The organism is uncultured Ferrimonas sp. (genome assembly GCF_947489035.1).
Classification (GTDB): Bacteria; Pseudomonadota; Gammaproteobacteria; order Enterobacterales; family Shewanellaceae; genus Ferrimonas.
The window spans coordinates 36,839-52,307 of the sequence record NZ_CANLCI010000012.1 but is presented as its reverse complement, the minus strand read 5'-3'; the positions used below and the strand labels follow the sequence as shown (position 1 = coordinate 52,307).

General features: G+C 50.2%; 13 protein-coding genes. 5 read left to right on the top strand and 8 right to left on the bottom strand.

Going from position 1 to position 15,469, the window contains the following annotated elements; all coding sequences use genetic code 11:
* The first annotated feature begins 6 nt into the window (after positions 1-6).
* Together Q0796_RS09180 and Q0796_RS09175 are read left to right on the top strand one after the other, a co-directional pair.
* Positions 7-972, top strand: coding sequence for a lytic murein transglycosylase (locus tag Q0796_RS09180; RefSeq protein ID WP_298442182.1), 966 nt, complete (start codon positions 7-9; stop codon positions 970-972).
* A gap of 153 nt (positions 973-1,125) precedes the next feature.
* Entirely contained in the window at positions 1,126-1,587 is a 462-nt protein-coding gene (locus Q0796_RS09175) for a YcgN family cysteine cluster protein (RefSeq protein ID WP_298442180.1), read from the top strand.
* 50 nt (positions 1,588-1,637) lie between these two features.
* On the opposite strand, the gene dsbB is transcribed toward Q0796_RS09175, so the two are convergent.
* Both dsbB and nhaB read right to left on the bottom strand, forming a co-directional pair.
* Complete coding sequence (gene dsbB / locus Q0796_RS09170) at positions 1,638-2,162, bottom strand: disulfide bond formation protein DsbB (protein ID WP_298442178.1); 525 nt, start codon at positions 2,160-2,162, stop codon at positions 1,638-1,640.
* Between the two features lie 124 nt (positions 2,163-2,286).
* Positions 2,287-3,873, bottom strand: coding sequence for a sodium/proton antiporter NhaB (gene nhaB / locus Q0796_RS09165; protein WP_298442176.1), 1,587 nt, complete (start codon positions 3,871-3,873; stop codon positions 2,287-2,289).
* A gap of 308 nt (positions 3,874-4,181) precedes the next feature.
* Here nhaB and fadR point away from each other — a divergent pair, with 308 nt between their 5' ends.
* Positions 4,182-4,901: a fatty acid metabolism transcriptional regulator FadR gene (gene fadR, locus Q0796_RS09160; protein ID WP_298442174.1), complete on the top strand. Its 720-nt coding sequence runs from the start codon at positions 4,182-4,184 to the stop codon at positions 4,899-4,901.
* Positions 4,902-4,917: 16 nt separating this feature from the next.
* Here fadR and Q0796_RS09155 read toward each other — a convergent pair whose 3' ends face one another.
* The 4 genes from Q0796_RS09155 to sodB form a co-directional block, all read right to left on the bottom strand.
* A complete protein-coding gene (locus Q0796_RS09155) occupies positions 4,918-6,420 on the bottom strand; it encodes a SpoVR family protein (RefSeq protein ID WP_298442172.1) in 1,503 nt (500 codons plus the stop codon).
* Between the two features lie 17 nt (positions 6,421-6,437).
* A complete protein-coding gene (locus Q0796_RS09150; protein ID WP_298442170.1) occupies positions 6,438-7,709 on the bottom strand; it encodes a YeaH/YhbH family protein in 1,272 nt (423 codons plus the stop codon).
* A gap of 17 nt (positions 7,710-7,726) precedes the next feature.
* On the bottom strand, positions 7,727-9,661 hold the full coding sequence (locus tag Q0796_RS09145; protein WP_298442169.1) for a PrkA family serine protein kinase: 1,935 nt from the start codon (positions 9,659-9,661) through the stop codon (positions 7,727-7,729).
* A gap of 276 nt (positions 9,662-9,937) precedes the next feature.
* Positions 9,938-10,519, bottom strand: coding sequence for a superoxide dismutase [Fe] (gene sodB / locus Q0796_RS09140; protein ID WP_298442167.1), 582 nt, complete (start codon positions 10,517-10,519; stop codon positions 9,938-9,940).
* A gap of 199 nt (positions 10,520-10,718) precedes the next feature.
* Between sodB and grxD the strand changes: the two genes are divergently transcribed.
* Positions 10,719-11,054 carry a Grx4 family monothiol glutaredoxin gene (gene grxD / locus Q0796_RS09135; RefSeq protein WP_298442165.1) on the top strand — a complete coding sequence of 112 codons (336 nt, stop codon included), beginning with the start codon at positions 10,719-10,721 and terminating at the stop codon, positions 11,052-11,054.
* A 363-nt stretch (positions 11,055-11,417) separates the two neighbouring features.
* A complete protein-coding gene (locus Q0796_RS09130) occupies positions 11,418-12,308 on the top strand; it encodes a hypothetical protein (protein ID WP_298442163.1) in 891 nt (296 codons plus the stop codon).
* Here Q0796_RS09130 and Q0796_RS09125 read toward each other — a convergent pair.
* Positions 12,305-12,703 (bottom strand): nitrous oxide-stimulated promoter family protein, encoded by a 399-nt coding sequence (locus tag Q0796_RS09125; RefSeq protein WP_298442161.1) that lies wholly within the window; start codon positions 12,701-12,703, stop codon positions 12,305-12,307. The genes Q0796_RS09130 and Q0796_RS09125 overlap by 4 nt on opposite strands.
* Before the next feature lie 62 nt (positions 12,704-12,765).
* The gene (locus Q0796_RS09120; RefSeq protein WP_298442160.1) at positions 12,766-15,033 is read right to left on the bottom strand and encodes a nitric-oxide reductase large subunit; all 2,268 of its coding nucleotides are present in this window, start codon (positions 15,031-15,033) and stop codon (positions 12,766-12,768) included.
* Between the last annotated feature and the right edge of the window lie 436 nt (positions 15,034-15,469).

Below are 15,469 nucleotides of genomic sequence, written 5' to 3'. Positions count from 1 at the left end.
AATGCGATGAAAACAAGGATTTTGTTGGCAGCAGGCTTACTCAGTGCCACCACTGCTGTGGCACAAGAACAATCGTTCCCTGATTACGTCAGTGGGCTCAAGCAAGAAGCGCAACAGCAGGGGATCTCCCAAGCCACGATTGATAGCGCCTTTAGCGGCATCAAGTTGTTTAAGCGCGCCATTGCTGCCGATCGCAGTCAACCCGAAGCAAAGAAAACCTTAGACACCTATCTGCCACAGGCGGTGCCACAGTGGAAGGTTGATAAGGCCGTACGGCTGTATCAGGAGCACAAAGAGCTGCTTGAGGAGGTTGGCGAAAAGTACGGGGTACAACCACGATTTATTGTGGCGCTGTGGGGGATTGAAACCAATTTTGGTAGCTACACTGGTAACTATTCCGTGATCGGTGCTACCGCCTCTTTAGCGTACGAAGGCCGTCGTGAAGCCTTCTTTAAAAAGCAGCTGTTCTCGGCTTTAGAGATCATCGATGCGGGCCACATTGATGCCGATAAGATGAAAGGCTCCTGGGCTGGGGCGATGGGGCAAACTCAGTTTATGCCAACCTCGTTTCTAAGCTACGCCCAAGACTACGATGGTGATGGCCGCAAAGATATCTGGGGCACATTGCCGGATGTTTTTGCTTCTGCAGCGAATTATCTGGCTTCCGTGGGCTGGGATGACGATAAAACCTGGGCTCGACAGGTGCGAGTAACCGAAGCGGTGGAAGACGCTGATCACGGCTTGAAAGTGAAGAAAACCCTGCCTCAGTGGCAAGCACTGGGGGTTCGCCGTTGGGATGGCGGGGATCTGCCGAACCGAGAGATCGAAGCGTCACTGGTCTATCCCGATGATGCATCAGGCCGGATCTATTTAGCTTACTCTAACTACGATGCTCTGATGCGCTGGAACCGCAGCCATTATTTTGTGGTCGCGGTTGGGTATCTCTCTGATCGGATTAAGTTTGGGATCTAAGTTTCTGAGCTCCCGTTCAGTGAAAACGCCAGATGATCATCTGGCGTTTTTTGTTTCTGACGGACAGAACCGGTCTTGCTGGCGGATTAAAGCTGGAGCCGCGTAGAAATTTGGCTATAATCTTCGCCTTTCTAGCTACAGCAAGAGTACCGAATGACCGAGCCTAAGCCGTTTTGGCACAAGCCACTGAGTGAGATGACAGAGCAAGAGTGGGAATCTCTGTGTGATGGCTGTGGTAAGTGTTGTTTGAACAAGTTGATTGACGACGACACTGAAGAGGTATTCTTCACCAACGTTGCCTGTAAGCTACTGAACCACAAAAGTTGCCAGTGCAACAAATACCCAACTCGGTTTAAGTACGTACCCGACTGCCATAAAGTGTCGGTAGAAAACCTTGAAGAACTGTACTGGTTCCCACCCAGCTGTGCTTACCGTCGTTTGCATGAAGGTCGCGGTTTGCCAAGCTGGCACCCGCTGCTGACCGGCAGTCAATCGGCAATGCACGCTGCGGGCATGTCTATCCGTAATAAAGTGTTGGATGAAACCGACGTTGGCACCGATAGCCATATTTTGGTTGGTTGCATTGCGACTTGGCCAGCTGCAGACCTAGACTAAGTCACTGCAAGGCGACCCAATAAAAAACCGACCTAATGGTCGGTTTTTTGTTATTTGGTGCGGCTAAATTGACTCAGACTGATGACCGCCGCCACAACAAGGTAACTGGCAAAGGCAATCACCATCCACTGCGCCATGCTTAAGCCCATCCAGATCCATGCTTCATCACCGCATTGGCCACGAGGCTGGAATACCTCTGGGATCCACTGATGCAGTGGCATCCAACTGGGGAAATTCGGGATGTAATCGCAGGTGTTGCTAAATAAGCTAACCGGAGCACTTTTGGCTTGCTTGGCAACTAAAGCCAACGATTCTGATAACCCCCATGCAGCACTGCCAATCCAGCCGATTAAGCCAATGATCCGAGCCACAATGTATCGCGGCATCATCAACCCGACGGTGGCGGCAACCGCGACCCCTAATACGGCCACACGGATGTAGATGCACAGAAGGCAGGGTTCTAACTGTTTATAGTGTTGGAACCACAACGCGGTGGTGAAGAGCCCAATGGCGGACAGTAAGAGCAGTCCCCAACTGAGGCGATGTTGACTGAACTGATTTAGTTGCGAAAGCATAGCGACCTTGAACGGTGTCTGGTGAATCAAATGTATCTAATGTGAGTGTTAGTTTATCAAAATGTTCCCGAGTGCCGATCAAAAAAAGGCGCCAAAAGGCGCCTTTTCAATCAGTTACTAACAATTAATGACCGCTGCCGGCACCAATGGCTGCTGGCAGCTCAGTGGGCATAGTCAAAATGTGCACATCGTACATCCACTGAGTGGCGAACTCTAAGAAGCCACTTTGGATGGTGAGCAAACCAACGATGGTAAGCACGATGGTGTAAGGCAGCGCCAGGACAACCATGCGACCGTAAGACAAACGAATCAACGGAGCCAATGCCGAGGTCAGCAAGAACAGGAACGCTGCTTGACCATTTGGTGTGGCAACCGATGGCAGGTTCGTACCAGTATTGATGGCAACCGCGAGGTTCTGGAACTGCTCAAGGGTAATTCTACCTTCCAGCAGGGCAGCCTTAACTTCGTTGATGTAGACGGTACCAACAAAGACATTATCAGAGACCATCGATAACAAGCCGTTGGCTAAGTAGAACATCACCGCTTGGCTGTTACCTTCAAAGGTGAGTACCCAGTTGATCACAGGTGTAAACAGCCCTTGGTCGATGATCACCGCGACAATGGCAAAGAATACTGCCAGCAGTGCGGTAAACGGCAGCGCCTCTTCAAAGGCCTTGCCTAAGGAGTGCTCATCGATGATGCCGTTAAATGCGGTACACAAAATGATAACCGACAAACCAATCAGGCCAACCGCAGCCAAATGCAGAGCCAAACCAACGATCAGCCAAAGGCCAACTAAGCCTTGGATAATCAGCTGCATGTTCTCTTTATTGGTGCGCTTGCTGTCTTCAAAGTCGGCGTATTCCACCAAGATCTGACGAACGGAGTTTGGTAATTGTGCGCCGTAACCGACAATGTTAAAGCGCTCAACCAAAGCACAGGTGAATAACCCAGCAAAAAATACGGGAATGGTTACCGGCGACATGCGCAAGAAAAACTCGGCAAAGCCCCAGTTGGCTTGAGCCGCGATAATCAGATTTTGTGGTTCGCCGACCATGGTACAAACCCCACCAAGGGCGGTACCCACACCGGCGTGCATCATTAAATTACGCAAAAAGGCACGGAAATTTTCCAGATCGTCTTTGCTTAGTTCAATGTTGTCGTCGTCGTTATGATCGTGATGCTGACCAAAGTCTTTGCCCGAGGCCACTTTGTGGTAAATCGCGTAAAACCCAACAGCCACGCTGATGACAACGGCGATAACCGTAAGCGCATCAAGGAAGGCTGAGAGAAATGCCGATGCGGCACAAAAAGCCAAGGACAAAACAGTCTTAGATTGGATCTTAGTAACGAGCTTGGTAAATACAAACAGCAGCAGCTGTTTCATAAAGTAGATACCAGCGACCATAAAGATCAGCAGTAAGATAACTTCTAAGTTGGCCTGGATTTCATGCAACACCATGTTGGGCGAGGTCATGCCTATAGCAACAGCCTCAATGGCCAGCAGTCCCCCCGGTTGTAGTGGGTAGCACTTCAATGCCATCGCAAGAGTGAAGATAAATTCGACAACAAGTGCCCAACCGGCAACGAACGGATCTAAATAGAACAGTACGGGATTTATCAATAGAAAGCATAAAATAGCAGCTTTATACCACTTTGGGGCATTGCCCAAAAAGTTGTGTATAAATGCCTGCCGTAAAGTCAATGCCATAACTTCCTCGGTCTTTTCTAATTCTAACGTTCAAATATAAGCTGATCAGGTTACCCCAACCGCAAAGAGAATATAACTGTTTAGGCTATGCGGAGGTCAATAACTTACACGGTGTTGGCTCACAGTTTTTTACAAAACACGTCAAAGCTTACTGTGATCGCGTCAAATATCGCCAGTCGCTCACATTTTGTTACTCTATGCTGGTGTATTAAATCCGCTCGTTCATTGTGTTCCTATTGGCTCTTGGTCTGGTATGATCAGCAGACAACTAAAATGTAACGATAACAATTACACAGGCTGCTTATAACATGATCATTAAAGCTCAGAGCCCAGCAGGATTTGCCGAGGAGTACATCGTCAAATCCATTTGGAACAATAAGTTCCCTCCTGGCACTATCTTGCCTGCAGAGCGAGAACTGTCGGAGCTGATTGGGGTTACGCGCACCACTTTGCGCGAAGTACTACAGCGCTTAGCGCGGGATGGCTGGTTAACTATCCAACACGGTAAGCCAACTCGAGTGAACAACTTTTGGGAAACCTCAGGTTTGAACATTCTCGAAACGATTGCCCGCTTAGATCAGGATGGGGTGCCTGATCTAATGGACCAATTGCTTTCGGCACGCACCAACATCAGTTCAATCTACATCCGTTCTGCGGTACGAAATAATCCAGAGAAAGTGATTGAGCTGTTGCAAGAGTTGGATCAGTTGGCGCCAACCGGTGAAGCCTATGCTGATTTTGATTACCGTTTGAATCATTCATTGGCGTTCATTTCTGGTAACCCAATCTATACCTTGATCCTAAACGGTTTCCGTAAACTTTACAGCCGAGCTGGTGGTTATTACTTCAGTAATGAAGCCGCCCGCGAACTGGCGATTACCTACTACCAGAAATTGGCGGAAGTGGCGAAAAACGGCACCCATGATGATGTGCTGCCTTTGGTGCGCCAGTACGGCATGGAGTCCGGAAAGATCTGGATGAGCATGCGCGATGACATGCCCACCGATATTATTGAAGTGAATGTGTAGCCGCTAACCCGAGCAACTATTCCGAGACAGGACAACGAGCCAAAACGTCGATTTTGCCGTTGTCCTGCATCTGCTCTAACACCACATCAAAGCCCCACAACCGATGCAAATGACGCACCACCTCTGGAAAGCTGCCTGCCAAAGGCGTTCTGCTTTGCGGGCTATAGCGCAGAGTCATGCTGCGATCGCCACGCACCTTCACATCGAAGATCTGGATATCAGGCTCTAAATTACTCAAGTTGTACTGCTTCGCTAATGACGCGCGTACATCGCGATAGCCTCGCTCATCATGAATAGCGCCAACCTCTAGGTAGTTTTTATGATCGTCATCGTGGATCTGGAACAACCGAAATTGGCGGATCATTTTCGGTGACAAGTACTGAGCAATAAAGCTCTCATCTTTAAAGTTGGCCATGGCAAAATGCAGTGAATCAAGCCAATTACTGCCAGCAAGTTCCGGAAACCATTCACGATCCTCATCATCCGGCTGTTCGCAAATTCGGCGGATGTCTTGGAACATCGCAAACCCCAGTGCGTAAGGATTGATGCCGCTGTAATACTGATTGTTGTAAGGCGGTTGAGCCACAACATTGGTGTGATTATGCAAAAACTCCAGCATGAATCGATCCGTGACAACGCCGTCATCGTAGAGGTGATTCAAAATGGTGTAGTGCCAAAATGTAGCCCAACCTTCATTCATCACTTGGGTCTGTTTTTGGGGATAGAAGTACTGAGAAATCTTACGCACAATCCGCACCAGCTCTCGTTGCCATGGTTCCAATAACGGTGCGTTCTTCTCGATAAAGTAGAGGATGTTCTCTTGCGGATCCGCAGGAAAACGCTCGCTTTCTACCTGTTCATCTTTGTTCTCGGTTTGTGGCAGGGTACGCCACAGATCATTCACCTGACTTTGCAGATATTCTTCGCGCTCTTTCAGCCGCTGTTTCTCTTCTCGTAAAGAGATCTCGTTCGGCCGCTTATACCTATCTACCCCTAGGTTCATTAAGGCGTGACATGAATCGAGAATGTCCTCAACGGCATCAATGCCGTGTTGCTGCTCACACTCGGCAATGTAGTTTTTGGCGAACACCAGATAATCAATAATCGAGTCGGCATCGGTCCAAGTTTGGAACAGGTAGTTGCCTTTAAAGAAGCTGTTATGGCCGTAACAGGCGTGTGCCATCACCAACGCTTGCATGGTGATGGTGTTCTCTTCCATCAAGTAGGCGATGCAGGGATTTGAGTTAATGACAATTTCGTACGCCAAGCCCATCTGGCCGCGCTTGTAGTTTTGTTCGGTTTCAATGAACTTCTTACCAAACGACCAATGGGAATAGCCAATGGGCATACCAACGCTGGCGTAAGCGTCCATCATCTGCTCTGCGGTGATCACCTCAATCTGATTGGGGTAGGAGTCCAAGCGATAGTGCTCGGCCACTCGCGCGATCTCCGCTTGGTATTGATCCAGTAACGGAAACGTCCAATCTGGGCCGTCCGATAACGGTTCTCGTTTACTCATACCGGCTCCTACGTTTGTTATGCGGCTTGTTGTTTACGAAACAGCTCGCGGAACACCGGATAGATGTCTTCAATGCTCCGTATATGCTGCAACGCAAAGTGCGGGGCGGTTGCGGCTAAGGCTTCATATTCGCGCCATAGGGTTTGATGGGCACGATTGGTGATCTCGATGTAGGTGTAGTAGCGACACACTGGCAGGATGTGTTTTTCCATCAGCTGTTTACATTGCGGTGAATCGTCAGCCCAGTTATCGCCATCGGACGCTTGGGCGGCGTAGATGTTCCACTCGTTGGCGGGGTAGCGTTCTTGCTGGATCTCATGCATCAGCTTTAAGGCGCTAGAAACAATGGTGCCGCCAGTCTCTTGGCTGTAGAAGAACTCGTGTTCGTCCACCTCTTTGGCCTGAGTGTGGTGGCGAATGAACACCACATCTAAGGATTTGTACGTACGAGTAAGAAACAGGTACAGCAAGATATAAAAGCGTTTTGCCATATCTTTGGTGGCTTGATCCATTGAGCCGGACACATCCATTAAGCAAAACATGACTGCTCTGGACGTTGGGATCGGCCGCTTTACAAAGGCGTTGTAGCGCAGATCAAAGGTATCAATGAACGGCACCACTGCGATTTTGCGTTTTAGCTCGGTGATTTCAGCTTTAATGGCACTGATCTTATCGGCGCAAGAACCCGGAGTGTCTTGTAACTGTGCCAACTCTTGCTCCAGTGCTTTAACCCGACGACGCTTGCTGCCACTCATGGCGGTGCGTCGTGCCAGCGATTGGCGTAACGACCGCACAATGTGGATGTTGGCGGGCACACCATCGGTGGTTACCCCAGCTCGGAAGGTTTTATATTCCACGAGCTTATCCAGTGTATTGCGCTGAAGGTTTGGCAAAGCCAAATCGTCAAACAACACATCAAGATATTCATCTTTGGAGATATCAAATTCGAAACTGTCTTGGCCTTCACCGGAATTGGATGCTTGGCCTTGCCCAGCGCCACCGCCGCCACTGCCCGGTGGTCGTTCAATGCGATCACCAGAGCTAAACTGATCGTTGCCCGGATGCACCCGCTCACGTTTACCACCGCTGCCATGGTGGAACATGGGCTCGGTGATGTTACGTGCCGGAATGCTGATCTTCTCGCCACTGTTAATGTCCGTTACGCTGCGCTTGGTGACGGAATCCGACACCGCCTTTTTTATCTGCTGCTTATAGCGGCGTAAAAAGCGTTGTCGGTTTACCGTGCTCTTGCCTTTGGAGTTTAAGCGTCGATCGATGAAATGTGCCATAAAGCGACTCCCTACAATCAGCTGGATTTACGCACACGCAGATACCATTCTGACAACAAGCGTACTTGCTTGCGGGTGTATCCCTTTTCCATCATGCGGTCGACAAAGTCGTCGTGCTTTTGTTGATCGTCTGCAGAGGTTTTGGTGTTAAACGAAATCACCGGCAGCAGATCTTCGGTATTCGAGAACATCTTCTTCTCAATCACAGCACGCAGCTTTTCATAGCTGGTCCAGTTGGGGTTCTTGCCACTGTGATTGGCACGAGCCCGCAGCACGAAGTTGACAATCTCGTTACGGAAATCTTTGGGGTTACTGATCCCCGCAGGTTTTTCAATTTTCTCCAGTTCAGCATTTAACGCTGAACGGTCAAACAGCTGGCCAGTTTCTGGATCGCGGTACTCTTGATCTTGGATCCAGAAGTCCGCGTAGGTAACGTAACGGTCAAAAATGTTCTGGCCGTATTCAGAGTAAGACTCCAGATAAGCGGTTTGGATCTCTTTACCAATAAATTCAACGTACTTAGGGATTAAGTAGCCCTTTAAGTGTTCCAGATACTTTTCAGCCTGTTCTGCTGGGAACTGTTCCCGTTCGATCTGTTTTTCCAGTACGTAAAACAGATGCACGGGGTTGGCCGCGACTTCGGTGTGATCAAAGTTGAACACACGGGAGAGGATCTTAAAGGCGAAGCGGGTAGAGAGCCCAGCCATGCCTTCGTCCACGCCCGCAAAGTCGCGATACTCTTGATGTGATTTCGCTTTGGGATCGGTGTCTTTCAAGGTTTCACCGTCATACACCCGCATCTTAGAGTAGATTGACGAGTTTTCTGGATCCTTCAAGCGCGATAGCACACTGAACTGCGACAGCAACTGCAAGGTGCCTGGGGCGCATTGCGCTTGTACCAGCTCTGAATTTTGCAGCAGCTTTTCGTAAATGTGTTGCTCTTCCGAGAGACGCAGACAGTAAGGCACTTTAACGATGTAAACCCGGTCGAGGAATGCTTCGTTATTTTTGTTGTTGCGGAAGGTCTGCCACTCGGATTCATTGGAGTGAGCGAGGATCATACCGGTGAAGGGCAGGGCAGAGAGCCCTTCGGTTCCGTTGTAGTTACCCTCTTGGGTGGCCGTTAGCAGCGGGTGCAGTACCTTGATTGGCGCTTTGAACATCTCTACAAATTCCATGATCCCTTGGTTGGCTTTACATAGCGCCCCAGAGTAGGAATAGGCGTCGGCATCGTCTTGGGCAAAGTGCTCCAGCTGGCGTATGTCTACTTTACCCACCAGAGATGAAATATCTTGGTTATTCTCGTCGCCAGGCTCGGTTTTGGCCACGGCAATTTGATCCAGTACCGACGGATACACTTTGGCTACGCGGAAGCGACTGATGTCGCCACCATATTCATGCAGACGTTTTGCTGCCCATGGTGACATGACCGAGCGCAGGTAACGGTTGGGGATCCCGTATTCATCACGCAAGATGTCGCCATCTTCTTCGATATCGAACAAACACAGCGGAGAATCGTTCACTGGGCTGCGAACGCCATCGGCGGTAAGCACGTAAATGGGTACCTTGGTGATCAGCTTTTTCAGCTTCTCAGCTAACGATGATTTACCGCCACCTACTGGTCCCAGCAAATAAAGAATTTGTTTCGATTCTTCAAGCCCTTGGGCGGCATGCTTAAGGTAAGCAACGATCTGTTCTATCGCTTCCTCCATGCCGTAAAACTCTTTGAAGGCGGGATAGCGAGAGATCACGCGGTTGCTGAAAATACGCGATAAACGCGGATCCGTTGCGGTGTCGATCATCTCTGGCTCGCCAATGGCCATTAACAATCGTTCGGCACTGCTGGCGTAAGCGCTGCGCTCATCTTTACATAAGGCGAGAAAATCTTGCAGACTGTAATCTTCGTCACGAGTTTGTTCGTAACGGTGCTGATAATGGTCGAAAATACTCATGTGCCACCCCCGAAATTAGGACTTCCAACAGTATTTGGCATCGGCCAAAACTGCCTATACGGTTAAGCGTAGACCCAAAAGCACTAACAGATTCAAGCGATAGCAAAATTTATGTTGGTGAATGAGGCGTGTGCCGTGGGTATTTTCGCTTGCGAGTGTTGCCTTATTTACTAGACCCTCATTTATAGGGAAAGATTGCAAAAAGTTTATTACTGAACATTATCTGAGCATAAAAAAAGGGGCCCGAAGGCCCCTTTTTTTGTGCGGGTTAAAATATTAACCAGCGAAGTTTTGGTTAACAAATTCCCAGTTAACCAGATTCCAGAACGCTTCCATGTAGTTAGGGCGAGCGTTACGGAAATCGATGTAGTAAGCGTGCTCCCACAGATCCACAGTCAGCAGCGGAACGTCGTCGCCAGAGATAGGCGTAGCGGCGTTGCTGGTGTTCACAATGGCCAAAGAACCGTCTGCTTTTTTAACCAACCAAGTCCAGCTAGAGCCGAAGTTGTTGATGGCAGAGTTGGTGAACTGCGCTTTGAACTCGTCGAACGAGCCAAAAGAGGCGTCAATCGCAGCCGCGATAGCACCGGTTGCAGCGCCGCCAGCTTGTGGCGCTAGGCAATGCCAGTAGAAAGTGTGGTTCCAGATCTGTGCTGCGTTGTTGAATACGCCACCTTCAGAGGTCTTGATGATCTCTTCTAAGGTTTTGCTTTCCAGATCGGTGCCTTCAATTAAACCATTCAGTTTAACCACGTAGGTGTTGTGGTGCTTGCCGTGGTGGAAGTCTAAAGTTTCAGCGGAAATGTGTGGTTCCAGTGCATCTTTAGCGTAAGGCAGAGCCGGTAATTGAAAAGCCATTGCTAATCTCCTGATCAGATTGTGGTTTATATCCGTTAACTGGCGCTTATACTACCGAACAAGCTGCAGCGGCGCACCAAGAATAATTTTCGGAAAACTCGATTGAATGAATCGCCAATATTCGATTAACAAAACTAGGTTAACCAGCCTATTTCGCTTAGAATGAAGCGTAATTTATCCTTTAGGAATGACTGCTGTCGTGGAAACCTTAGAAAAAATCAAAAGCCAAATTGAGCAAAACACCATCATTTTGTACATGAAGGGCTCACCAAAGCTGCCAAGCTGCGGTTTCTCCTCTCAGGCGGCACAAGCATTGATGCAGTGCGGCCAGCAGTTTGCTTACGTCGATATTCTGCAAAACCCTGACATTCGCGCTGAACTGCCAGCTTTCGCTAACTGGCCAACCTTCCCACAGCTGTGGGTAGAAGGTGAATTGGTTGGTGGCTGTGACATCATTATGGAGATGTTCCAAAAAGGTGAACTGCAACAGCTGATCAAAGAAGCGGGCGAGCGAAACCCTGCCGAAGACGCATAAGCGTTTACGCTACTTTGAAAAAACGGAGCTTAGGCTCCGTTTTTTTGTGGCTGGGATCTGTTGATTTGGCGGCAATAGCGATTGGACAGGTCGCCATATCCGACATAACTTCAAAGCAGAATGTATCGGTTTGGGGTTCTCGCGATGTGGCGTTTGGTTCCACTTCTTGTTCTGGTCGGCTGCACATCGACATCCCCGCTCAAGCAAAGCAGCGAGCTAGTCGAGCCCTCTGCAGGCCCCACCTCTTGGGTAACCTCGGCGTTAAATCAGCAAGACTTACCGTTATTGCAGGCTGCGTTTCAGCCTCAGCATCCTTTACATCAGCTTGATCCCAGCTTTGATGATGATCCCGCTTGGCGGAGCATGGCCAGCGAATGGGTTGATGAAATCGTTGCCCACGGTCGCGATGGCGATTGGCAGTTGCGACGCATAGATAACTTCAACGGTAAACTGCGCTTACAGTACCGCTTGGTGCATCCGGATTTCAGCGTTGAGTATTTTTACTTCGATGGTGAAATGGATGAACGCGGGGTACGGCTAGAGGACATGGGCAATCGGCTTTATCATTACAGCCAAGTGACTTTAATGAGCCAGCTCTATCACCGAATCGCGGTGGAACACAGCCCAAACCATCAAGCGTTTGGCGACTTTTTTGAATACCTCGCCCCGTTTAATCACGGCCTGATTGATGCGGATGCCATCTTTAGCGCTTACCTTCAGGCACCCATCGCCATTCAACAAGATCGGTTAATCCGTGAATTGCTATTGCGGGCGTTAATGAGCCAAGGTGACGATTGGATGTCCACCATTAGCCTAGCGGTAAGGCAACGGTTGCTGGCGGATGATTACCCACTGCTTAGTGCTGTGATCTGCATGCAGCAAGCGTTGCAGGATTGCCGTGAAGCCTATCAACAGTTGCCAGAGGATCTGCACGGTGACGTGGCGATGGTCACTGAAATTGGTATTCGTTTATTGCAAGGGGATAGCCCAGCACTGGCAGCGTCTTATGCGCAGCAGCTGGCCAGCAGCCAAGTGGATTACTTTCCGGCGTACTGGCTGCAACTGCAACTGGGGATCGTGAATCAAGATCACCGCGCCGCGGTGGTGAGCTTGGAAAACTTAGTGCAGCGGTTTGATGTACAGATAGACAAAGAGATGGTTACGCAGCTGTATCCAGAACTTGGGCAGCAATTTCTCCAGTCGAGGCCGTTTAAACGGTGGGCGCAGCGGTACGCCGAAGCCGAACTTAATTAATCGGCCTTTTGCGCAGCCTTGCGCCGAGCTTGTTGGCTAACCCCTTTGGGTGGCCGTTCTGGGATCGGGCGCTTCTTATCCAGCAGATGAGTGATGGCTTCAATCGGGTGGTGCCATAACATTCTTGGGCCAGCGTAGCGCATCGCTTGGCGGGCTTGCTCACGTTCCGTCGGCTTGTAGCAATGGATGGGGCAGCGGGCGCAGTCGGGTTTGGTCTCACCGTAGGGACAGCGGTCCAATTTTTGTTCTGCATAGTTCACCAAAGAGAGACACTCCGAGCACAGTTTATTGGCTTTAAGTGCGTCTTTGTGGTGATCGCGGCAGTAGATCTGCAGCATATGGGTAATGGTTTTGTGCTCTTTGGCCAGTCGACCGGTTAATAACTCTGAGCTCATTTCAACCTCTGAACTAACGAATAACAACAATGGGGGCCAAAGCCCCCATAAACGTTTACGGCTTATTGTACCGCAATGGCAGCGCGTTTGGCCTGCCAAGCACCAACGCTCAGCTTGGCCAAGAACAGCGCGATGCACAGACCGCCGATAGAGAACAGAATGTCCCCTGGCATACGCAGCCACACCAAGGTGCGCACTAACTCGCTTTGCAGTACATCGGGTGAACGGGCAAACCAGTAGCCAGTATCGATGGCGGCAAAGAACTGCACAATACCCACCGGTAACAACGACATCAGCAGCATCGCCATCAAGCCTGCGTTCATGGTCCAGAAGCCCCATTTCAGCAAGGTGTTGTCCCAATTTCGGCCTTTGCTTAAGCCCATCATGCAGAACAACATCAAACCGATACCCAACATGCCATACACACCCATAAAGGCGCCGTGGCCATGAGCGGCTGTGGTGTTCAAACCCTGTACGTAGTACAGCGCGATAGGCGGGTTGATCAAGAAGCCCAGCACCCCAGCACCAAACATGTTCCAGAATGCGGTAGCCACAAAGAACATGATCGCCCATTTATAGTTGCTTACCCAGCTTGCGCGCTTACGCAGGCTGTATTGCTCGAAAGCTTCGAAGCCAATCAGCGCCAGCGGCACCACTTCCAGTGCAGAGAAGATCGAACCCCACGCCAACACCGACGTTGGCGTACCAGTAAAGTACCAGTGGTGCGCGGTACCGATGATCCCGCCAGAGAGGAAGATGATGGTGGCAAACAACACCGCCGAGTTAGCACTGCGAGCACGGATCAAGCCCAAGCGAACAAACATCAGTGCGATCACGGCGGTCGCGAAGGTTTCAAAGAAGCCCTCTACCCACAGATGTACAACCCACCAGCGCCAGTATTCTGCCATCGCCAAGTTGGTGTGCTTGCCCATCATCAGGCCAGCGCCGTAGAACAAGCCAATGGCGACAACAGAGACATACAGCAGCCAGATCACCGGCTTATGTTCCGACTTTTCTTTCAGCGCCGGTAAAATCGCCGCAGTAACCAATGCCAGCCAAATCAACAAGCCAACCATTAACAGCATCTGCCAGAAACGGCCTAAGTCGACGTACTCGTGGCCTTGATGACCAAACCAGTAGCTGATGTCCAGCGACCATACCTGTTGAACGGCATACCATTCACCACCCATGGAGCCCAGCACCACAATCAGCAGTGCTAACCACAACAGGTTTACCCCATGTTTTTGCAGTGGATGTTCACGGCCACCAGACAGGGCAGGGGCGATATACAGGCCAGTTGCTAACCATAAAGTCGCAATCCAGAACACCGCCAATTGGGTGTGCCAAGTACGAGTGACGGAGTACGGCAGGATCTCTGCCAGCTGATAACCAAAGAACGCTTGGCCTTCCACTGCATAGTGCGCGGTTAGGCCACCTAAGCCCATCTGCAGAACAAACAAACCGATGGCAGTCAGGAAGTACTTGCCGGTCGCTTTTTGCGATGGGGTTGGCTTGTGGCTAAACAGCGGATCGGTGCTTGGTGCGGCAGGCAGTGGATCGTGCTTGAGCGAACTGTGGTGCCAAGCTAATGCTGCCACGCCTAAGATCAGCGCCAGTACCGACAGAATTGACCACACCACGATAGAAGAGGTGGGCTTGTTGTCGATCAGTGGCTCGTGGGGCCAGTTGTTGGTGTAGCTTACGCCTTCGGTGCCAACACGATCGGTGCCGGTGGCCCAAGCGCTCCAGAACACAAATGCCGTTAGCTGCTGGCGACGCTCTAACGAGGGCAAAGTGCCTTCTTTCATCGCGTATTGCTCACGCAGCGATTGCAGCTCTGGATCGTCATTAAACAGACGTACGTAGTGATCTTGCACCTTGGCAATCGCCGCCGCACGCAGATCAGACACAATGATCACGCCATTGTCTGGGTTGTAGGTGTTGGTACGAACGTCTCGCTTCAGCTCTGCTTGCAACCCTGCTTGCTGAGCTTCAGACAGATCAGCGTAGTTGGCTTGCAGCGACTCTTGCGCACGGAAGTCCAACCATGCCACTAGCTCGCGGTGTAGCCAGTCAGCACTCCAGTCTGGGGCAACGTAAGCGCCGTGGCCCCAGATAGAGCCCAATTGGTGGCCGCCCATCGAGCGCCAAGCCAATTGGCCATTTTGGATATCATCTTCAGTAAAGATGGTTTCGCCGGATTCAGAGATCACTGAAGTCGGGATCGGTGGCATTTCTCGGTAAGTGCTGCTGCCCATCGACAGCAGCACAGTGAAAGAGGCAATGCAGGTGAGCACTAAGGCCCAGAACAGCAATTTTTGACGGTTCATAGCAAATCCAATCGCTTTGATAATGATGTGTTTTTTACACCTGAATTAAACATGCATTTAAAATGCAGCTTATGGGTGTGGATACTAGTCGCCATAAGGTGCATGCTCAATGCCTCTTTTGGGGCGGCGGTATAGTTGTGTGATGGCTGTCACGCTTGTGGAGGCGATGGTAAAGTTAATCGTAAATAAAATGAGCAATATCAAAAGCGGTAACAGCGTAGAGATGGACAGTCGTCAGCAAAACAGAAGCAGCAAACGCTCAAACCATCTGGCCTTCGGCGCAGCGCTGCTGTTCTTTGGCTTGCTTACACTGTTAGTGAATTTGGGCGCTGGGTTTTCGTAGCATCAACGTAATAGGGCAGTGCTGTTTGCTCGGCACCGTGATTGTCGCGGTATTTGTGATTGGGGAAGAGATAAGCAAAGTCTGGAAAATAAA